This is a genomic window from Paenibacillus sp. fava2 (assembly GCF_058313675.1).
Window position 1 is genome coordinate 5,657,233 of sequence record NZ_CM177755.1, and the last position, 22,225, is coordinate 5,679,457.

Below are 22,225 nucleotides of genomic sequence, written 5' to 3' on the forward strand. Positions count from 1 at the left end.
TACTCTGCTCCAGCAAAAAACACCCTTCGGCTTAAGCCGAAGGGTGTTTTGCTGTTAGATCTGCTTTACAAAGCTATTGAATCCAATACTTATTGTGCCGCAATACCTTTATCAGCGGACAACGCCAGATCACTCAGATATATTGTAGCGCCGTCATTGATTGCATAGTTCAGGACACGGTTATTAACCGGTACAACAATTGCACGGTACAGGGTAGGGAATACAGGAATTTCTTCAACCATCAGCTGCTGCCACTCATTGTAGATTTCTTTACGTTTCTCTACATCGAAGGCTTCTGCAGAAATACCCGCTTCCATCAGCCGGTCACTCTCATCACTCTGGTAACGAGGGAAGTTATAGATGGCATCATGTCCGTACAAGCCTTGCGGATTAACGTCGATACCTACAGACCATGCACCCTGGTAGACGTCAACGCTCGGATCATCCTCACCGTTGGAACCTACACGGTCATAGAAGGTGTTGAATTCAACCATTTCCAGTGTTACGTTCAGACCAATCGCTTTCCAGGACTGTACATAGTATTGGGCCAGCGGTTCAGCCACATCCGAACCGGTCATCGAGATAAAGTTGATGGTCAGCGGTGTGCCATCCGGATTTGTACGGAATTCACCGTTCATCTTGAAGCCTGCATCCTCCAGCGTCTGCTTCGCTGCTTCCGGATCATAAGGCATACCCGGATTGCTGCTGTCATGGAATTCAGGATGGGATGGCGGAATCAGCGTTGTTGCATTCCAGCGCAGACCGTGATAGAACTTATCACCTACTGCATTATTATCTACTGCCTGCCACATAGCTTTGCGCAAAGCTATATTCGCCATTTTTGCCTTCGGATCCGGAACAACGACAGCATTTGTCGCATCCCATTTGCCGAGTTTAAAGCCGATATAAGTATAGGCTGCATCAATCTTGCCGAGGAATTCAACATTGGACAGATTAGCGTTGTCCGGGAACTGGTCGATCGGGAAGCTGTCTACCAGGTCGATGTTGCCCGCTTTGAGTTCCTGCACCACTGTAGTCGGAGCAACCACTTTCAGGACTACACTATCCAGCTTCGGTGCACCGCGCCAGTAATCTTCATTCTTAACATACACAACCGATTCACCAGGTACAATGCTCTCCACTTTAAACGGACCAAAGCCGATAGGTTTCTGGCGTACTTCAGGGGAAGCGGAGATCTTGGCTACATCCATTCCTCCGAAAATATGCTTAGCAAGCGGATAGATCCAGATACCGCCTGTCAGCAGGGACGGGGTGGACTTAATATAAGTAACCTGCAATTGTTTTTCGCTCAGCACTTTGATACCGGAAATGGTCTTAGCAGTGCCGGCATGGTATGCCTCCATTCCTTCAACATTCGTGAAGTCGGAACCATAGCGCGGTCCGTCATAAGCAGGATTACCGATAACTTCGTAAGCGAAAGCCCAGTCTTCAGCTGTTACCGGCTTGCCGTCATGCCAGTTGACATTATCACGGATCGTGAAAGTAAAGGTCCGGCCGTCTTCTGACACTTCATACGTAGCGGCTCCATCGTTGGTAAACACATAGTTTGCATCCCAAGTGAGCAAGCCTTCGTCAAACCATTGCAGTACATTCGCGTCAGGCTGGCCGGAATAGAAGTTATAGTTGAGTGTGCCTTCAAATGGAGTATCAGAAACAAGTCCGTAATTCAGCGTACCGCCTTCGATGGCTTCACCCTGGTTAGTCTTCTGCGGGCTGAAATCTTCGATTGAATAGAGCCCGTCTTCAGCTGCAGGAGCTGTTGTCGGAGCAGCAGTCGCTGCAGCATCCGTAGCTGCGGCGCTGGCTGAGGGCTCAGCCGCCTGATTGTTGTTTCCTGAACCGCAGGCAGTAACGGCAAGTGACAGGACAAGCAGCAGACTGGCTAGCATTGTCTTTCCGGTTTTTCTTTTTCTCATACTTGTTTCTTCCTCCCTTATTATCCTTTTCTTTGTCTTGCGTCCGTCGCACGCTTCAGCGCCTGACCGACATTATTTATACTCAACATCAACACCAGGATCAGCAGTGATGCGGGTAACCATATCCACCATCTGGACTCCAGAGTCTGCGGGTTGCGGGCATAGCTGACCAGTGTACCCAGACTTGGCGTGCTTTCGGGAAATCCGAATCCAAGGAAGGACAAACCTGACTCAAGTCCGATGTTAGCCGCAAGGTTCAGGGTCATTGTTACGATGATGATCGAACTCAGGTTCGGCATCACCTGCTTGAAGATAATCTTGAGATGGGAGGAGCCGAGTGTCCGGGAAGCCTGGACATATTCAAGCTCTTTTTCCTGCAGTGTCTTGGAGCGGATCAGCCTGGCAATCCCCATCCACAGGAATGCTGTCATGATAAGCGAAAAGGTCAAGGTATTATATTTCGGAACCGCCGTTACAAAAGCGATGACCATCATCAGCATCGGCAGAATCATAAAGAAGTCAACCAGACGCATAAACAGGTTATCAATGAGACCGCCGAAGTAACCTGACACCAGTCCAACCAGAATTCCGATAGCACCTGTCATAACGGTAACCATGATACCAATGCTCAGCGAGTTCCGGGTGCCGATGATGAGCTGACCGAATACATCCCGGCCGCCGTAATCGGTACCCAGCCAGAATCTGGCTGAAGGCTTTTCATAGAGAGCAAATAAATCTACAGTAACAATCTCCTTCTGATCAAGGAATAGAGCAGTGCCGAATACTCCAAGGATGACGACAGCCAGGAAGATCAGGGAGATTAATGCAAGTTTGTCTTTAATAATTTCCTGCCAGAGAATACTCCAGCCGGAGGGGCTCTTATCAATATTGTGCGGGAGCGGCAGCTCAGTGCCTGATTTTGCCATTACATTCACCTCAATAAAGTTCTGGTCATTATTTAATCCGGATACGGGGATCAACAATGCTTAATATAATGTCGGACAGCAGGGAGCCGATGATGGTGGCAATCCCATACAGCAGCACCAGTGCTGTCACCACGGTGAAATCGCGGATAACAATCGAGCCCAGAAACAACTGGCCCATGCCGGGGTAACTGAAGATGCTCTCTACAAAGATGGTTCCTCCGATAAGGCCTGTCAGCTCATACCCGAAAAAGGCGGCTATCGGCAGCAGGGAGTTACGCAGAATATGACGGTTATAAACCCGTGATTCCGAAGCTCCTTTTGCTCTGGCTGTAAGTATAAAGTCCTTCTGCTTCATATCGATGATCTCATTACGCAGATACTGGACTGTACCTACAGTTGTAATTAAGGCGATGGATAAAGCCGGCAGCAGCATATGATAAAGCTTGCTGAGGATATAGCTGAGGGTTCCCGGAACTTCACCTGGCGCTACGCTGCCTCCGGTCGGAAACCAGGAAAAGTAGAAGCCGAACATCCAGAGCATCAGGAGTGCAACAATGAACAGCGGAGCAGCAAAGCCGACATAGGTATAACCGGTAATCAGCCGGTCGCCCCATGTATCATTGAAGCGCCCGCTGATAATACCAAGCGGAATGGCTATTAGATAGGTAAGCACCAGCGTGACAAGAGACAGCCAGACCGTATTCATCAGACGCTGGCCGATCAGCTCGGTCACCGGCATTTTGAAATTGAAGGATTGGCCCAGATCTCCCTGTACGGCATTGCTGATCCAGTTCCAGTACTGTATATACCACGGGTCATTCAGCCCCAGTCTTTCCCTCATTGCTTCAATAGCCGCAGGATCGATGTTCGGATCAAGCATACCTGTAAGCGCATCTCCCGGCATCGCTTTGGCCATCAGAAATACCAGTATACTTAGCAGGAGTACCTGCGGAATCATAATTAACAGTCTTCGTACAATAATCTTCCACATACGTCTCAACCTTTCTCGGGCATAGCCACCCTATGGGTATCGGAAATGGATCGTAACGGGTAAGCCAGGCCGTCATCGTCGAAATAGCTCCGGTAGGCATGTTCGTAATCCTCACTTACGGACCGGCGGAAACTGCTCCGCTCCTCACGCTGCAAAGGATCAATGTCCGGGATCGCTGCAATGAGCCGCTTGGTATAAATGTGCTGAGGATTGTCAAAAATATCCTTGGGAACCCCTTCTTCAACATGCCTTCCCTTGTACATAATGCCGATACGGTCACACATATGCCGGATAATTCCGAGATCATGGCTGATGAACAGATAAGTCAGATTTAATTCCTTCTGGATATCCCGCAAAAAATTGAGGACCTGCGCCTGCACCGATACATCCAGTGCAGAGACCGGCTCATCGGCAATGATCAGCTTGGGCTTCAGGGCAATTGCTCTGGCAATTCCGATCCGCTGGCGCTGGCCGCCGGAAAATTCATGCGGGTATTTATAAATATTGTCCGGACTCAGGCCAACCTGCTCCAGCAGTTCCTGAACCCTCCGTTTCTCCTCCTGCGGAGACTGCTTTTCAAAATTCCGCAGCGGCTCGGATATGATATCCAGTACACGTTTTTTGGGATTGAGCGAGGAATAGGGATCTTGAAAAATCATCTGAACTTCGCGGCGGACACTATTCTGCTTGCGTGCTCCTCTTGAAGCCAGGTCGGTTCCCTCGAAAAGGACGCTCCCCCCCGTTATTTGATTCAGGCCGATAATAGCCCGGCCGGTTGTTGTTTTGCCGGAACCGGATTCACCGACAAGACCGTAGGTCTGGCCGGCCTCTATTGTAAGGTTGACACGGTCAACCGCCCTAACCTCGCCAACCTGGCGGCTGAACAGCCCGCCCCTGATCGGAAAATGAACCTGCAGATCTTTAACTTCAAGCAATGCCATCGGTGCCAGCCTCCTCCGCGCTCTCCGGGAAATGAAAATGTCTGTAGCAGGTGCAGCGGACAAAGTGGCCCGGAGCAATTTCGTGAAGCTGCGGATTCTCCTCATGTGCGGAGTCATCAATCCAGGGCGTTCTTGCGGCAAACCGGCAGCCGGTACGCGGCAGGTTCTTGAGCGAAGGTACAATCCCCTGAATAACGTGCAGCCTTGACTTCACTTCTTTTACAGTAGGAATGGAATTAAACAAGGATCTTGTGTACGGATGCTGCGGATTAGAGGTGAGCGTGTAAATATCAGCAATTTCAACAATTTGGCCTGCGTACATAACGGCCACACGGTCTGCCATTTCGCTGACAACCCCGAGATCGTGGGTAATCAGAATAATGCCTGCCCGCATATCATTCTTCAGCTTTCTGAGCAGTTCCAGAATCTGCAGCTGAATCGTCACGTCAAGTGCCGTCGTCGGTTCATCTGCAAGGAGCAGCTGCGGTCCGTTCGCAATGGCAATCGCAATAATAACCCGCTGGCGCATGCCGCCGGATAATTCGTACGGATATTGATGGTATGTATGTTCAGGGCGGGGGATGCCCACTTTTGCCAACAGATCAAGAACCTTTTCTTTTCTTTGTTTTTTGGAGAGGGTGGCATCATGAAGCAGCAGTACTTCTTCGATCTGACTGCCTATAATCATGAGCGGATTAAGTGCAGCTAAAGGATCCTGAAAAATCATCGACATTTCTTTGCCGCGGACCTTATTCAGCATGCCGGGGGACATTTGGACAATATCCTGGCCTTTGTACTTCACCTTACCTTCAATCCTTGCTTTGGTGTGCAGTCCCATAATGGAGAACGCAAGCGCACTCTTGCCTGAACCTGATTCTCCGACGATAGCCAGAATCTCATTTTTCTTTACGGTGAGCGTCACATCATCAACCGCAGCGTAGTACCGGCCTGCAATTTTGAAGGATGTCGTTAAATTCTCGATTTGCAGTAAGTCTTCACTCAAATTCATCACCCTAACACCAGGATTTTTAAGAAAGGATACCGTGTCATATACAGTAACCCTACCAACGAACTACACTTTAAATTTTAGGATTATTATGGAAGTAATCCCTGAATGTTAGAGTTTATTCTAATTGACTCATGGTAAATTATCAATGATTTTTCAATAAAAAAAGTTTTTCATGTCAATTAACATGACAAATACGACATTTTGCGACTATTTCCGCCCCTATTCTATTACCTTCTACGTTATATTTCACAATTTCCCCATATCCAAATAGTAAAAAAAGCCGCTGCGTGCAGCAGGAAAACTTTCTTCCTGCTGTACGCAGCGGCTCATATTGTCACCTTAAAGCTACTATAATCCCCGGCGCAGCCCCTGATTATGCCGGATCTTGGCTTCGTTGCCCTGCTCGGTTGCCTCATAAAACACCTTACCGGCAATCTGCTTGGGCAGATATTCCTGACGCACGTAATGGCCTTGGTAATTATGCGGGTACTGGTACCCCTCATGCCCCAGCTTCACTGCGCCTTTATAATGTGTATCACGCAAATGCAGCGGTACCTCTGCGGATTTGAGCTCTTCGATCGTATCCATAACGTTCGCAATCGCCGTGACCACGGCATTGGATTTTGGACTCTCTACTGCAAACAGGATCGCCTGGGTCACATTAAGCCTCGCTTCCGGCCAGCCGTTGTTGCGGTAGGCGTCCAGCGCACTGACCGCCTGGACCATGGCCTGCGGGTTCGCCAGGCCGATATCCTCGCTGCAGGCTGCGATCAGCCGGCGGATAAAGGTCATCGGGTCCATGCCGAGCTTCTCTACTGCATAGAGGAACCAGAACAGCGCGGCGTCACTGGAGCCGCGAATGCTTTTGTGGAAGGCGGACAGCACATCATATTGGGTGGACTCGTCCGCCTTGACGATCGGCCGGCGGATCGATTCCTCCGCCACGCCCAGCGTAATATGCACACTGCCGTCCGGCTCCGGCGCTGTAGTCATTGCCGCCAGCTCCAGCGCATTGAGCGCCCGCCGGATGTCGCCGTTAGCCATCGCCGCAATGTGCAGCAGCGCGTCTTCATCAGCATGCAGCCGCATGAAGCCAAGCCCGCGCTGCTCATCGGCCAGCGCACGCCGCATCGCTTCCATGCTGTGTTCACTGGTCAAGGATTCCAGCTGGAACAGCGTGGAACGGCTCATAAGAGCCCCGTTCACATAATGGAACGGGTTCTCTGTCGTTGCGCCGATAAAGATAATCGTGCCCTTCTCAACAGCGGGCAGCAGCGCATCCTGCCGGGAGCTGTTGAAACGGTGCACCTCATCCAGAAACAGAATCGTCTTCGTGCCGTACAGCGCCTTGTTACTCTGTGCGCGGTCGATAACCTCCCGCACATCCTTAACAGAGGCTTCAACCGCATTCAGCCGCACGAATTCGCCCTGTGTATGATGGGAAATAATATGGGCCAACGTTGTCTTGCCGCAGCCCGGAGGGCCATACAACAGAATCGAGGAGACCTGATCCGCCTCGATCGCCCTGCGCAGCAGCTTGCCCTTCCCGACAATATGCTCCTGGCCGATATATTCATCAAGACTCTGCGGACGCATGCGGTCTGCGAGCAGACGGCCGCCTCCGGTATTGTCCCCGAGTGAGAATAAATCCATAACTCCACTTCCTTGCTCTTAACTTTCAGGCAAGACGCACCTGAATACCTCTCCCTATCATACCACAAAACATAGAAAGAGCATGACCTCGCTACGCTAAGCGGGCGCCATGCTCTTAGTTCAAATTTCAGGCTAGCGGTTCATCGCAAGCCGCATTTTTGAAATAATCTTGCGGATGCTTTCCTCTGAGAGGTGGTATCTCTTCTGCAGCTCGTTCACCGAGCAGCCGCTGCTGTGACTGCAGAAAATCTCCTTGTTGCGGCTGGCAATCTCCTGCCGGGAGCCGCTGTTCTCACCCCATCTTACCCGTTGTTCCGTCTTCTTCGGGATGTAGAGCAATTCACCTTGAATGTATCCCTGAAGCTCTTCGAGCAGGCCCGGGGGGAGCACATCCTTTCCATTTACATAACTCACGTTGTGTTTCCTCCTTCAACAGGTGTGTCCCTTTGCGTCCGTCAATTGCAGCATCTAAAGTAATAATCATTGCACCTGCCTCCTTTCTTCAGCTCATATTTGGTAAATACCGTAAGTTCATTATATAAAACCCTATGGTTAGCGTCTACATTCGTTCTCATTTTTATTTCCGTCTCCCCTCTGAGGGGCGAACCTGCTGTCAGGTGTTTGTAAGTAAGGAGGCCTCGCGGCCTCCCCGTAAACAGGATTTCCGTATTAGACGGAAACCACCTCGTATACTGAAATCATTTCAATCAGCCTCCTTCCAGAAGTAATCTTGCCCGGCCGGACACTTATTATTAAGCCATAGCTGCCGGGGGGATACAAGATCAAGAACAGTTATAATCGTTCTTCACCAGAAACGGAAAAGGTTTTTTGCCGAAAAACTAAATATTCGGTCGATTAATGTCGAAATAAGTACTTAAATATGTGTCAACTTCATGACAATTGAAATTGACATTTTAATCTTTCGGTATTTCGCTTGCAAACATTAAGGAGGAATTAATCATGGCGGCAATGGGGCGCGTATTCAAGCGTATTTTGCAATTAAAAAAACTCCGGACTGAGCTAATGCTGTTTATGATTGCTGCTATCCTTGTGCCCTCGCTGGCTCTGACGGTCATCTCTACGTCGACCTCAGAGTCAGAGCTGCGCTCCAAAATGGAGGAAACCACCAGCTCAAGTATCCACCTGCTGGACAAAACACTCTCCCAGCTGATCCAGCTTGAAATCGCGAACGTGAACAACCTGGCTTACCAGCTCCCTTCAAGCGAGATGGATCCGGGCGCAAACGCCGACTTGATCCGTGAGCATATTGACCAGTTCAAGTCCGAGCATCCGGAGATTGATATCGTGGCTATAGGCAACAGCAGCGGCCAATATATGTTCTCCCCTGACTCACAGCTTGAAGATTACGATCCCCGTGTAAGAGACTGGTATATCCAATCACTCGAAGCGCCGGACAAGGCCTCGCTGATTGATCCGATTTTCTCCAAGGTCACGAATACCTTCATTCTTCCGATCTCCAGAGCCCTGCCCGACGGCCGGGGAGCTATAACCATTAGTCTTAGCCTGACGCAGCTCATGGAGCTGGCCCAAAATGTAAGTGTCGGCTCCAGCGGCTACGTATATATTCTGGACAGCCAGAATAAGGTTATTTATCATCCTGCCCTGGATGCCGGAACGGCTATAGGTGAAGTACAGACAGCTGCACTGACAAACGGACCTGCAGGCGAAATTGATTATATAGATAACATCTCCAATACTGAAATGGCCGGATATTACATTACTAACGAATTGAGCGGCTTCAAGCTGATCGCCGTGCTGCCTGAAGATGAGTATACCCGTGCGGTTTATCCGATTCTGCTGAAGTCTGCGGTTGTACTGGCTGTCGCCCTTATTCTCGCCGGCGCTGCCACCTTTATCATTATCCGTAATATTACAGCACCGCTCATCCAACTGAATAATTCGGCAAAAAGAGTCAGCGACGGCCAGCTTGATGAAGCCGTGCATACCCGGCGGTCCGATGAAATCGGCGAGCTTGCCGCCAATTATAACAAGATGGTTGCCTCTCTGCGGACTATGGTCCGCGAGGTCGCCGAGACCTCCGGGCATCTGGCCGCCGCCAGTGAGCAGCTGACCGCCAGTACCTCCGAGAACAGCCGCGCAGTCGAATATGTAACGGAGCTGGTGGAGGAATCCACGCGCGGCGTGGAGACCCAGGCCTACGCCTCTACAGAGGTGGCGACCACAATGGATGAGATGTCAGCAGCCATCCAAAAAATCGCCTCTGCATCCCAGTCCATCGTCAGCTCCGCAATGCTGACAGAGCAGGATGTGAACACCGGCAGCGCCAGAGTACAGCTTGTCGGCGAGCAGATGCAGACCATCCGCGAATCCGTTCATCAGTCCGGCGCGCTGATTGCCCAGCTCAACACGCTGAGCGCCAAAGTAGCCGAGACAAGCACCGCCATCACCGCAATTGCCAAGCAGACGAACCTGCTGTCGCTGAACGCCGGCATTGAAGCTGCCCGGGCAGGAGAACACGGCAAAGGCTTTGCCGTCGTGGCCGGGGAGGTCCGCAAGCTGTCTGAGGCTACCAGGGCCAGTGCGGGGGAAATCCATGAGACCATCTCTGAAATGGTCGGGCTGATCGCCAGCGCTTATGATGTTATGCGGTTTAAAGTGGCCGCGGACGTGGAGCAGGGCATGAATCTGACCGCCGAAGCAAGCAGGGCGTTCGCCCAGATCGAGACCTCCACCCGGCATGTCGGTGAACAAATCCATGAAGTCTCGGCCATCACCGAGCAGATGTCTGCCAGTTCGGCTGAGGTTGCCGCCTCCGTGCAGGAAATGGCCGTCATTGCCAAAGCTGCGCTTGATTCGTTCCAAAGCGTAACAGCAGCTACAGAGGAGCAGCTGGCTTCGATGGAGGAGATCACCTCCTCGGCCGCAGCGCTGTCCGGTATGGCCGCAGACATGCAGCAGCAGGTAGAACGGTTCCGGTTCAGCGGGCAGAGCCCGGAGCCTGTGCACGAGGCGTCAAAGAAGTAAAAAGAAGGACCGCACCTGTATACCACAGGGCGGTCCTTTTAACTGCAGGATTAATGTTCAGCGGCTTCCGGCCAGCCGGAAACGGTCTCTTCCCCTGCAGTCTTCACATAAGCAGGCAGTTCTCCGCTGTGCAGCAGCCACAATTCGTGCAGCGCACGGGTACAGCCGACATACATCAGTTTGGCATCCCAGGCGGCTGCTCCGTAATGGCTGGTATCGGCATCCGCCAGGATGACTGCATCGAACTCCAGACCCTTGGACAGATAGACCGGCAGTACCGACAGCCCGCCGAGATATTGTGTCATGCTGCCGTCAATGAGATGGAGATCCTCAAACCCGGCAGCCAGCGCTCCATACAGCTCCTCCGCTTCACGAAGGCTGCGGGTCAGGACGGCTACTGTCCGGTATTCACGCCCGGAGAGCGCCTTAAGCGCTGCACTGACTGCCTGCAGGCGCTGATCCGCTCCTGGAGCCGCCTCAGCCGCCTCACTACCATAAGCGATCAAGCGGACCGGATTACCGCTGCGGAACACCGGTACGGCCAGCAGCGGGCTCTGAACGCCCGCTGAGAGAATACCGTTGGCGAATTCGATGATCTCCATGGTCGAGCGGTAGCTTCGCGTCAGCGCGTGGTAGGCTGTATGCTCAGGCGCGAACAGGGTCTGCATTTCCGCCCAGTCATGCACGCCTTTATAGGCATGGATACCCTGTGACAGATCCCCCAGGATCGTGAAGGAGTGGCCCTTCACATACAAATCCAGCACAGCAATCTGGAAAGGCGAGAAATCCTGGGCCTCATCGATCACGATATGGTCAAAGCGCTCCGTACCCTCATTGCCGCTCAGCAGATAATGGATATAGAGTAAGGGAGGCAGATCTTCCTCGCGCAGGATGCCTTTTTTGAGATCCTTCGCCGTTTCCTTCAGCACCCCCTGCGGGATGAGCTCCGGTGCTTCTGCCGGCCAGTCCGCAGGCACCTTGGCAGCGCGGAAGATCTGCTTGTAGATCATCAGCGGATCATACTTTGGCCATTTGCCGCCGTATGTCTTCTCCTTGGCTGCCGCCTTCTTCTTACGTTCCTTCAGCGCTGCTGCGGACGGGCTTTTCTTCAGCTCCATTTCAATCCAGCGGTGAATCCGCGCCATTACCCGTTCTTTGCGCTTTAGCGGCGGATAAGGGGGGTATTCCTCGTTATGCCAGCGCAGAATCATGGAACGCCGCAGCACTGCGCCTTCCCACGGGCTGAAATCCCCTTCGGGAACCGCTCCCGTCTCCAATAGCTTAACAGCCGACTCAATGACTTCCATCAGCGCTGTAGAGCCCTTGAAACGCCCAGGTGTTTCTTCTGTAATGGCCGGCATGCCGCCCTCCGCTTCGAACCAGCGGTTCAATGTCTCCGTGGTATTCTGCTCGGGCAGCTCCAGATCCAGCACATTAGCCGCCCAGTCCGGGAACGTGCTCTGGGCTATGTTGCCTACCCCGAGCTCCGGCAGCACATCGGAGATATAATCGAGGAACATCCGGTTCGGAGCAAAAATAATCATTTTCTCCGCCGAGACCTGCTCCTTGTATTGGTATAGCAGGAAGGCCAGCCGGTGCAGGGCGACCGTAGTCTTCCCGCTTCCCGCCACGCCCTGGATGATCAGCGCCGTATTTTTCACCGCACGGATAATCTTGTCCTGTTCCTCCTGAATCGTCGAGACGATATCTCGGAGCCGGTTATCCTTGTTCTCACCCAGCCGGTAGACGAGAAACTCGTCCGATACCGCCGGTGCATCGCTGTCCCGGTTGTAGGTATCCGCTACCCGTTCCAGGATCTGCTTGCGGATCACCACGTTGCGTTTCAGATACACAAGCCCTTCAATCAGCCCCTCCGGAGCTTCATAAGAGGCTGGTTCCGTCCCTCCGGTAAAAGAATAGAACAGGCTTGCTACCGGTGCACGCCAGTCGATGACCAGCGGACGGTCGCTTACCTGCTCACGGTCTACACCGATTTTGCCGATATACAGGGGCTTGGGCGCTCCGTCGCCGCTGCCCTGGAAATCCAGCCGCCCGAAATAGGGCTCCGGCCGGAGCCTGGCCAAATCCTTGCGCCGCTGCTCCCTGGAATCCTCCAGCACCTGCTCCGTATAATCATGTCCGGTATACACCGGGGTATTGCGCAGTTTAGTCAGGATCGAATCAATTTCGGTAAGCGTGCTGTTCAGCCTGTCTTCTTCCTCTTGATAGGCACTTTGAAAGTTGTCCTCCAATTTCAGTTACCTCCTAAAAGTTTATGAGCATAACGATCTGTGCAAGGCTGATATCACTTACACAAAAAGGATACTCATCATAGCACAACAGATTCACAAAATCCAGAATTATCTATCCGGCTGAACGCCGCGCTTCCCGCAGCAATCCTATGCCGTTATCCCATAAAAGCATGGAGCACAAAATTGGCTACAAACAGCCCGGCAATCCCGTACAGCGCCGGAGGGACATCGTTGCCTTTCCCCATAGCCAGCTTGACAATCGGATAAGTGATAAAGCCGAAAGCCATACCGTCCACAATGCTGTAGGTGAATGGAATCATGACCATTACGAGAAAAGCGGGGAACAGCTCCGTCATGTCGCTGAGATCCATTTCCCGCACACTCTGGACCATCAGGCCGCCGATCACAATCAGGATGGGTGCGATGGCACTGTCCGGCACATAGGCCAGCAGAGGGATAAACAGGAAGGTCGCCCCGAACAGCAGCCCGGTGACCAGCGAGGTCAGACCGGATTTGCCGCCTGCCGCGATGCCGGCGGTAGATTCAGCAGCCGCAACAACCGGACTGCTGCCGAACAGGCCTGCCGCAATGTTCGCGATCGAGAGCGCCCGCAGGCTGCTCTTGAACCGTTCCGGCCGCCCGGCCATCAGTGTCTGCGAGGAGATCAGCCCGATATTCTCAAATACGACGATCAGAAGCAGCAGGAACACGGCAATCCAGAACACCAGGCTGATCACTCCGTTCCAGTCCATGCCCGCAAAAACATCATCATAGCCGGTAAAGACATGGCCTGACTCCGTTGTCTCGGGCTTATGTGCAGCACCCAGTAGATAGGCCAGCCCTGTGCCGGCAATCATGCTGATCAGCAATCCGCCGCGCGTTCCGCGGATGAACAGCACCAGTGCCAGAATCAGGGTGACACAGGATGTGATAACCGCCGGGGCGCTGAAATGGCCGATAGCCACAAAGGTCGTCCGGTGGGCAATGACAATCCCGCTTTTCTGCAGGCCGATAAAGGTCAGGAACAGCCCGATTCCGACCGTGATGGCGTGCTGCAGATTATGCGGGATCGCTTCGCTGAGAATCCGGTACAGCGATGTGAACGCAACGACTGCGAACAGTACGCCGGTTACCACAACAACCGCCAGTGCTTCGCGCCAGTCCAGCTTCATGGAATGGACCAGCGTATAGGTAAAGAAGGCATTGATCCCCATGCCGGGCACCACAATAATCGGCGTTTTACCGCCGAAGGCCATCAGCAGGCAGCCTGTAACCGCCGTCAGCAGTGTAGCAACCATCCCCGCTCTGAGCGGCATGCCTGCATCATGCAGAATGGCCGCATTGACCATTACAATATATACAGAGGCAAAATAAGACAGGATTCCTGCAGCCCATTCCCGTTTCCAGTTATCGCCCGGCTCCAGACCCACGCTCTTCCGCCAAAAATTCGAATTCATTGTAAAACCTCCACTGATTGTTAAGTTCCGCTGGCTATTACCCTGTTTTGACGAATCATAACCTGCAAACCGCAATAAAAGGGCGTGCAGCCGGCTATCCGGCTGCTTACGCCCTTCGTCCACCATTCATTTATTTGTTGCCTGAGCCGGTTTTATACGCTTGCGCCGCCGGCTTTCAACAGATCATCAACCGCAACACTTACCATAATCAGACCGACAACCGGCGGTACGAACGAATTGCTCGCCGGCGGCTGCTTGGCCTTGCGCCGGTCCGGAGCATCGGCAGGAACAATCTGTTCCGTTACATCCACACGCGGCTTCACCGGAACTTCAGTCGAGAAGACAACCTTAACGCCTTTTTTGATGCCGTCCTTGCGCAGCTTTTGACGGATTACGCGGGCAATCGGATCCATCTCCGTTTTGGAGATGTCAGCCACCTTAAAGCGCGTAGGGTCCATCTTGTTGGCTGCGCCCATACTGGAAACCATCGGGATTCCTCTGGACAGGCATTCCTTAATCAGATGGATTTTGTAGATGATCGTATCGGATGCATCAATGACAAAATCCGGCTTAAGCTTGAACAGCTCCTCATACGTTTCCTCCGTATAGAACATGTTCAGGGCGATCGCTTCGATCTCCGGGTTGATCAGCTTGACGCGTTCCACCATCAGATCAGCCTTTTTCTGGCCGATTGTGGTTGTGAGCGCATGAATCTGGCGGTTGATATTGGTGATATCCACCGCATCCTTGTCGATCAGGATAATCCGGCCGACACCCATACGGGCCAGCGCTTCAACAGACATGGCTCCAACGCCGCCGATCCCCAATACAGCTACTGTGCTGTTCTTAAGAATCTCCAGGCCCTCCGGCCCGATGGCAAGCTCTGTACGCGAGAACTGATGCAGCATAAGGTTCACGCCTCCTTTATTATGCGGCCTGGGGAGACGTCCATAGAGACGCTCCGCAGGCATGTGGTTTAGTTAGTTTTTCACTTTTTCCGGCTTTGGCGCCAGCTTGATGTGCAGCTGTTCCAATTGTACAGCATCTACCGGGGACGGTGCGTCCATCAGCAGGTCGGTTGCACTTGCCGTTTTCGGGAAGGCAATCGTTTCACGCAGGTTCGTGCGTCCGGCCAGCAGCATGACCAGACGGTCAAAGCCGAAGGCAATCCCGCCGTGCGGAGGCGTACCGTATTCGAACGCATCCATCAGATAGCCGAACTTCTCGTAAGCCACTTCAGGTGTGAAGCCCAGTGCTTCGAACATCTTCTCCTGTACATCGCGTTTGTAGATACGCTGGGAGCCGCCGCCCACTTCGTAGCCGTTAAGCACGATATCGTAAGCCTGCGCACGAATCTTGCCCGGGTCAGTATCGAACAGGTGCAGGTCTTCGTCCATCGGACGGGTGAACGGATGGTGCTCGGCCACATAACGTTTCTGGTCTTCGTCATAGCTGAGCAGCGGGAATTCGGTAACCCAGGCGAATTTGAATACACTGTCATCAATAAGGCCGAGCTGGCGGCCAATCTTCAGACGCAGGGCACCCAGTACATCAGCAACCACTTTTTTGTTGTCAGCGGAGAAGAGCAGAAGGTCGCCTTCTTCAGCGCCGGTACGTTCTTTTACAGCAGCAATTTCTTCTTCGGTGAAGAATTTGACGATTGGCCCCTTAAATTCTCCGTCCTTCACCTGGATCCAGGCCAGACCCTTCGCGCCGTAACGTGCAGCATAAGGCCCGAGATCGTCGATTTCCTTACGGGTCCACGTTCCGCAGCCTTTGGCGTTAAGGCACTTCACTTCCCCGCCTTTTTCGATAACGGAAGCAAATACCTTCACACCGCTGCTGGCAACGATGTCGTTCATTTCAACAAGCTCCAGGCCAAAGCGCAAGTCCGGCTTATCCGAGCCGTATTTGCCGATGGCTTCGGCGTAAGTCAGGCGCTGGAACGGAACCGCAACCTCAACGCCTACCGTTTCCTTCAGCAGGCGCTGCATCAAGGTTTCCATCATGCCAAGCAGCTCATCCTGCGGCAGGAAAGAAGTCTCGATGTCGACCTGGGTGAATTCCGGCTGACGGTCAGCACGCAGATCCTCGTCACGGAAGCAGCGGGCGATCTGGTAGTAACGTTCGATGCCGCCGACCATCAGCAGCTGCTTGTAAATCTGCGGCGACTGCGGCAGGGCAAAGAATTCACCTTCATGCACCCGGCTAGGCACCAGATAATCACGTGCGCCCTCAGGGGAGCTTTTGGTCAGGATCGGAGTTTCAACATCAATGAAGCCTTCACCGTCAAGGAAGTCACGGAAAATCTTAGCAGCCTTCGAACGAAGCAGCAGCGTCTTGTGCATTTCCGGACGGCGCAGGTCAAGATAACGGTATTTCATCCGCAGCGACTCATCCACTTCCACGCCGTCTTCGATGAAGAACGGAGGGGTTTTGGCGGCATTCAGCACTTCAATTTCCGTAATTTGCACTTCAATTTCACCAGTCGGCAGGTTGCGGTTAACGGTTTCTTCATCTCTCTTAACAACTTTACCCGTAACAGAGAGCACGTATTCACTGCGTACCTTATCGGCAATCTGCAGTGCTTCACCGGAATAATCCGGGTTGAACACGATTTGTACAATACCTGTACGGTCGCGCAGATCAATGAACAGGACGCCTCCAAGGTCACGGCGGGTCTGTACCCAGCCGTTCAATGTTACTGTCTGGCCGATCTGTTCCGGCGTCAATTGTCCGCAATGATGACTTCTACTCATAATTTATCCTACCCTTTCATGGTTAAAATTCGTGTTAAACGGTCTTTAGAGCAGCGCCTGTGCCAGCTCTTCCAGCTTGACTGTCTTCTGTTCGCCGGTCTCCATAGATTTCAGGGCGATGACTCCGCTGTTCAGCTCATCTTCGCCAAGAATCGCCGTATACCGCGCTGACATGCGGTCGGCAGACTTCATCTGTGCCTTCATTTTGCGGCCGAGATAGTCGCGTTCTGCAGAGAACCCCTGGCTGCGCAGCAGGAACAGCTGCTTCGTAATTTCCTGATCTGCAGCTTCGCCAAGCGCTACGAAATATACATCGAGCGGCTTCGCTGCCGCAAGCTCTACACCCTGATTCTCCAGAATCAGCAGGATACGCTCCAGCCCGATTCCGAAGCCGATGCCCGGCTGATCCGGTCCGCCGATTTCCTCTACCAGCCCGTTATAGCGGCCGCCGCCGCCGACGGTATCGATGGAGCCGATGCCGGCTGCTTTATACTCAAACGCAGTATGCGTGTAATAATCCAGTCCGCGGACCAGACGGGGATTGATGCTGTATTCAACGCCCATGGTATCTAGATGCTGCTTAACCTTTTCGAAATGGGTCGTGCATTCTTCATCCAAGCTGTCCAGAATAGATGGCGCACCGCCGAACTTATCCTGATCAACCTTGCAGTCGAGCACCCGCAGCGGATTACGTTCCATGCGGCGCTGGCAGTCACTGCACAGCGTATCGCGCATCGGTCTCAGGAAATTCAGCAGCTTCTCGCGGTAAGCGGCGCGGCTTGGCGCATTGCCCACGGAGTTCAGCTCAACCCGGACATCCTTGAGTCCGAGATCTTTGTAGAACTGATATCCCAGGGAGATCACCTCGGCATCAATCGCCGGATCTACTGCACCGAACGCCTCAATGCCAAACTGGTGGAACTGGCGGTATCTTCCCGCCTGCGGACGTTCATAACGGAACATCGGACCGATGTAATACAGCTTGCTGACATCCGGCTCGCCGTACAGCTTGTTCTGAACATAAGCACGCACAACACCAGCCGTTCCTTCCGGACGGAGCGCCAGGTCACGGTCGCCTTTGTCCTTGAAGGTGTACATTTCGCCCTCCACAATATCCGTTGTTTCACCGACGCCCCGCTCGAACAGCCCGGTGTGCTCAAACATCGGTGTGCGGATCTCCCGGTAATTGAACCGGCGGCAGAGATCTCTGGCCTTGCCTTCAACGTACTGCCATTTCTCTACGGCACCTGGAAGTAAATCCTGTGTACCTGTAGGTTTCTCAAATCTTTCTTTAGCCACAGCCTATCCCTCCTGAAAATAACCCCTCTTGCCTGACATCGCTTGTACCTTAGCTTGCACAATTTCAAGTAGAAACGGCTTTGCCGTCCTTCAGGGAAGGCGGCAACCGTTTCTGCGAGAAAGATCAGACCTGTATAAGTCCTTAGACTTATACGTTCTGATCTTTCACAAAAAAGCAAAAAATCCCTTGCCTCTGTTTGTAACAAACAGGGACGAGAGATTATCATAAACGATTATTCACCCGTGGTACCACCCACATTCCGGACTCATTCACCAAAACTGAATCCGCTCAAAGCGGTTAACGCCCGCCTACGCGCTCCGGCTACTGATCTCAGGCAATTAAAGCTGCCTTGCGTTCGCCGTGCGTTCTCGGGGAAGTCATTCATCCGGTCATCAACAGAATCCTTACAGCCGTGCCGAAACGGGTATAGCGCCTACATTAAGGGCGATAGCCGGTTCTGCGGGGATTCCTCTCTGGGGTCATGGTTCACGGATTACTTGGTCCCGTCATCAAAGCATTATAAACATTTCGTATATTGTTAGATTCTACTGAACCACTGCGCTAAAGTCAAGGAAGGAAATAAAATTCCCGTGTAAATATTGCAGATTGGGTGCACATAAAAAAAGTGACCTGCAGCCGATTGCTGCAGGTCCATAATCATATATTATAAAAAAGGGGGTCATGCTTCTATTATAGACACCCTATATTAAGGATTCATGAATGCAGTATTACAGTTGTATTACAGAAAAGAAAGCGTTTTATTTACTGGGACATTCTCCGTCCGCCTTAGCACAAACATACTTTACACTACGCTGCCCGAGCTGTCCAGTGAATTTTTGCTCTGCTGCACAAGGCAGCCCCGGCGGGTCCATGCGGACCGGCCGGGGCTGCCTGCAGACTGCGTGCTGGTGAACAGCCGGCAGTCCCACTAATATTATTCAAAAACCTCTACATAAGCATGCTTGCCGCGCAATGTCTCTACAACCTCATTATAATGTTCCTCTGTTGTTTTCAGGGACATTACAATATGCACATCACTCAAGTCGACATCATCGTTGACATGGGTATCACGCAGAATATCATTGTCTGCGTCAACATCGGCGCGTCTCAGCCCTTCATCATCGTTGTCGGCTACCGCCGGAACCACCGCAGCTCCGCTCAAGGCTCCCGCTGTTCCTGCCACACCCATTGTCCCGCCGGTAATCACTGAATTGTTGTACGGAACTAGCGGCAAAAGAAGATTCGGTCTGCGGTCCCTGCCGGAATCCAGGGGATCTGTCAGCTGAGAAATTTCCAGCGCCTCCACACTATATGGAATCAATGCCGTTTTCGCGCCCTCCGCTTCACTTTCCGTTCTGAAATAAGCCTGAATTCTTCTGGTCATGATTGTTCCCTCCTTCAATATTGGTTGATTACAGGACCTTCAGCAGCTCACGCACAAAGGCAGGTTCATCTTTCGGGGTGCGCGATGTTATATAATTGCCGTCAACGACGACCTCTTCATCCTTAAACTCCGCTCCGGCGTTAACGACATCATCCTTGAGCGGCGGGTAGGAGGTGATGGTGCGTCCTTGAAGCAGGTCTGCACTGATCAGAATCTGCGGTCCATGGCAGATAGATGCAATTGGCGTACCGGAAGCATCGGCTTCCTTCACAAAAGCAAGAATGTCTTCATCCAGCCGCAGATTTTCGGGTGACGAACCGCCTGGAATCACGATTGCGTCATAGTCACCGGCCTTTACCTCGCTGATTGCTTTATCTGTAGCATAGGAAACATTTCCCTTTTTGCCCAGCAGCGTCTCATTCTTTTTCAGACCTATAATTTCAGCCTGATGTCCTGCTTGTATAACTTCATCGTAAGGGACTTTCATTTCGGAATCTTCAAAACCGCTGGCGAGCAGAAATGCTACTTTACTCATTGGATAAGTTCTCCTCTCCGCTATTTTGTTCTCGCTTTCTTATTACCCGCAATATCCAGATTTCTAACGACACAAGGTGTGCTCGATTGATTGAACTTATAATTTCCCATTCCGGGATGAGTCATGACTCCAGAGAATGTTTGGACTTCCGGCCGCTGTTGTCTGCAGATTTCTTCATTTGTACCGCTGTTCGCGGTTGAAATCCGCAGACGGCATATGCTTCCGTAGCGAGCTTTTCTACGAAAAGCTTTAAGGCGGACGCTACCGCTCCTACAGTTCCAAAATTCTCCTCCATCATTCTTCCCTTATTTAATATTTTTCTGTTCAATCTGTTACCTGAACTTTCCGGGTTTCTTCAGGTACGCGGCAGCAGCCCCCGGCTTCTGCCCTTCAGCAGCGCAGAATCTTCCTCCTGCCTTGCTTCTTTCGCTGCCGCCGCCGCTTCTGCAGCACTGCCTGCCGTGTAGACCGGAACGCTGGTCCATACCCATGATTTTGGAGAATATCTCATTTTCGGATTACCTGCCCCTGACAAAATTTCAATCCTCCCTAGTTTATCCTGGACAAGCTGGCTCTATCCCCGTGCAGATGCTGGAGACCGGCCTTGTGCCGGCACAAAATAACCCCACAAAGTGCACTAGACATGCGGCAAACCTAACATAAATTTTTTTGAAATAGTTAGCTAATTATGGATAAAAAAGATGAGTTTACTCTGGTGAAAAATGAAAAAAGCCCTAATGTAGAGAGAGTAGGCAGGTTACCCACATCTCTCCACAAAAGGAGCTAATCCATGGGTAACATATCGCAAAATTCAGTTTTACGCAAGTACTTACAGCATTTAATGTTACATTCTTTTCGTTGTCCATTCGCAGATCATTATTCGAAAAAACTTACCGTTGGGGCCGCGATTACCCTTTTTGTAGAAGCTCAGTTGCAGCAGAGGCGGACTCTTTCCGACATTGTGCTCCATTTGGAAACGAATGCAGAGCTTCAGGACATTACCGGACTCACGACCATTCACGAATCGACCTTGAACCGCAAGCTCGGCACCATCCCTCTTGCTTATCTCGAGTGGTTGTTTACCGATCTTGTTCAGGAATTAAAATTGCGAAAAGCGGAAGCCAAGGGCATCAAGCATCTTGGAAAGTTAGCACCCGTCGATTCAACGAGCCTTTCGCTACCCAAAATACTCGGCGATTGGGCGTTTTATCAAAATAAGACCAAGGGTATCAAAATCCATACGCGGCTGCTTTCGCTGGAAGCAGGGTGTCATTTTCCGGATGAGATTGTCCTTTCCACTATCGGTGTATCGGATCAACAAGCGGTCAAATATCTGGTTGTGCCTGGAGAATTCACCTACATTTTCGACCGTGGCTATGTGCATTATGGAAACTTCAGAGAATGGTCGGAAGGGACGGTGCTTTTTGTAGCCCGGATCCGTGCAAAAACAAAGTACACCGTGCTGACCGAACATCCCCTTTCGGGTAGCAGCAATATTACTCGGGACGCTGACGTTGAGATTCTGGATAAAAAATCGGGCCAAACGTTTTGCGTTCGCCTTGTACAATTCCAAGATAAGCATGGAAAAATCTACGAGGTCATCACAAATCGTCAGGATCTTTCAGCCGAAGACGTTGGTGAAATTTATCGCTGTCGCTGGCAAATTGAGCTGTTTTTTAAATGGATCAAGCAGCATCTGGCCACCGTAACGTTCCATAATCACCACCCCCACGCAGTATGGGTCCAATGTTACATCGGAATCATTACGGCGCTACTTTGTCAGCTCATCCATTTAGAAGTGCAGTCCACCCTAAGTGTATGGAGCATGCTGCGAAAGATGAGGTATTACGCCATGAAAGACTGGGATGTATTTATTGAAGCGCTGAATCGTGAACCGACTCGTCGTTCTAAAGGTCGGCAAAAGATCCCTAAGCCCGCAGAAACTCCAGAACAAACGAAAGAGAAACGAGCGACGGTAAAGATAATTCTCAGATAACAAACATAATATACCATTTATTGGTAACCAACCCTACGTTTTAAGACGCCACTGTTCTTTTTTCATTGAGTCTATAAAA

At 51.7% G+C, this 22,225-nt stretch carries 17 protein-coding genes; 2 read left to right on the forward strand and 15 right to left on the reverse strand.

What is annotated here, in order from left to right; genetic code table 11:
- Positions 1-89: 89 nt before the first annotated feature.
- The 7 genes from AC4G46_RS24910 to AC4G46_RS24940 form a co-directional block, all read right to left on the reverse strand.
- Positions 90-1,937, reverse strand: a complete 1,848-nt coding sequence (locus AC4G46_RS24910; protein ID WP_491125075.1) for an oligopeptide ABC transporter substrate-binding protein — start codon at positions 1,935-1,937, stop codon at positions 90-92.
- 20 nt (positions 1,938-1,957) lie between these two features.
- Positions 1,958-2,863 (reverse strand): ABC transporter permease, encoded by a 906-nt coding sequence (locus AC4G46_RS24915; protein ID WP_491125076.1) that lies wholly within the window; start codon positions 2,861-2,863, stop codon positions 1,958-1,960.
- 28 nt (positions 2,864-2,891) lie between these two features.
- A complete protein-coding gene (gene opp4B, locus AC4G46_RS24920; protein ID WP_491125077.1) occupies positions 2,892-3,854 on the reverse strand; it encodes an oligopeptide ABC transporter permease in 963 nt (320 codons plus the stop codon).
- A gap of 5 nt (positions 3,855-3,859) precedes the next feature.
- Positions 3,860-4,795: an ABC transporter ATP-binding protein gene (locus AC4G46_RS24925; RefSeq protein WP_491125078.1), complete on the reverse strand. Its 936-nt coding sequence runs from the start codon at positions 4,793-4,795 to the stop codon at positions 3,860-3,862.
- Positions 4,782-5,798 (reverse strand): ABC transporter ATP-binding protein, encoded by a 1,017-nt coding sequence (locus AC4G46_RS24930; protein ID WP_491125079.1) that lies wholly within the window; start codon positions 5,796-5,798, stop codon positions 4,782-4,784. Before AC4G46_RS24930 ends, AC4G46_RS24925 begins: the two co-directional genes overlap by 14 nt.
- A gap of 354 nt (positions 5,799-6,152) precedes the next feature.
- Positions 6,153-7,457: a replication-associated recombination protein A gene (locus AC4G46_RS24935; RefSeq protein WP_491125080.1), complete on the reverse strand. Its 1,305-nt coding sequence runs from the start codon at positions 7,455-7,457 to the stop codon at positions 6,153-6,155.
- 132 nt (positions 7,458-7,589) lie between these two features.
- A complete protein-coding gene (locus AC4G46_RS24940; protein ID WP_039876272.1) occupies positions 7,590-7,871 on the reverse strand; it encodes a CD3324 family protein in 282 nt (93 codons plus the stop codon).
- Between the two features lie 546 nt (positions 7,872-8,417).
- Between AC4G46_RS24940 and AC4G46_RS24945 the strand changes: the two genes are divergently transcribed.
- Positions 8,418-10,463: a methyl-accepting chemotaxis protein gene (locus tag AC4G46_RS24945; protein WP_491125081.1), complete on the forward strand. Its 2,046-nt coding sequence runs from the start codon at positions 8,418-8,420 to the stop codon at positions 10,461-10,463.
- Between the two features lie 50 nt (positions 10,464-10,513).
- Here the strand turns inward: AC4G46_RS24945 and AC4G46_RS24950 are convergent, their stop codons facing one another.
- From AC4G46_RS24950 to AC4G46_RS24985, 8 genes are all read right to left on the reverse strand, one after another.
- Positions 10,514-12,715 carry a HelD family protein gene (locus tag AC4G46_RS24950; RefSeq protein ID WP_491125082.1) on the reverse strand — a complete coding sequence of 734 codons (2,202 nt, stop codon included), beginning with the start codon at positions 12,713-12,715 and terminating at the stop codon, positions 10,514-10,516.
- 155 nt (positions 12,716-12,870) lie between these two features.
- Entirely contained in the window at positions 12,871-14,172 is a 1,302-nt protein-coding gene (locus tag AC4G46_RS24955; RefSeq protein ID WP_491125083.1) for an NCS2 family permease, read from the reverse strand.
- Between the two features lie 152 nt (positions 14,173-14,324).
- Positions 14,325-15,080, reverse strand: coding sequence for a tRNA threonylcarbamoyladenosine dehydratase (locus tag AC4G46_RS24960; RefSeq protein WP_068726588.1), 756 nt, complete (start codon positions 15,078-15,080; stop codon positions 14,325-14,327).
- 72 nt (positions 15,081-15,152) lie between these two features.
- On the reverse strand, positions 15,153-16,931 hold the full coding sequence (gene aspS / locus AC4G46_RS24965) for an aspartate--tRNA ligase (RefSeq protein WP_221802503.1): 1,779 nt from the start codon (positions 16,929-16,931) through the stop codon (positions 15,153-15,155).
- 45 nt (positions 16,932-16,976) lie between these two features.
- Positions 16,977-18,230, reverse strand: coding sequence for a histidine--tRNA ligase (hisS, locus tag AC4G46_RS24970; RefSeq protein ID WP_491125084.1), 1,254 nt, complete (start codon positions 18,228-18,230; stop codon positions 16,977-16,979).
- A gap of 935 nt (positions 18,231-19,165) precedes the next feature.
- Positions 19,166-19,615: a hypothetical protein gene (locus AC4G46_RS24975; RefSeq protein ID WP_491125085.1), complete on the reverse strand. Its 450-nt coding sequence runs from the start codon at positions 19,613-19,615 to the stop codon at positions 19,166-19,168.
- Positions 19,616-19,643: 28 nt separating this feature from the next.
- Positions 19,644-20,150, reverse strand: a complete 507-nt coding sequence (locus AC4G46_RS24980; protein ID WP_221802506.1) for a type 1 glutamine amidotransferase domain-containing protein — start codon at positions 20,148-20,150, stop codon at positions 19,644-19,646.
- 355 nt (positions 20,151-20,505) lie between these two features.
- Entirely contained in the window at positions 20,506-20,685 is a 180-nt protein-coding gene (locus AC4G46_RS24985; RefSeq protein ID WP_491125086.1) for a hypothetical protein, read from the reverse strand.
- 255 nt (positions 20,686-20,940) lie between these two features.
- Between AC4G46_RS24985 and AC4G46_RS24990 the strand changes: the two genes are divergently transcribed.
- On the forward strand, positions 20,941-22,146 hold the full coding sequence (locus tag AC4G46_RS24990; protein WP_491124640.1) for an IS4 family transposase: 1,206 nt from the start codon (positions 20,941-20,943) through the stop codon (positions 22,144-22,146).
- Positions 22,147-22,225 lie beyond the last annotated feature (79 nt).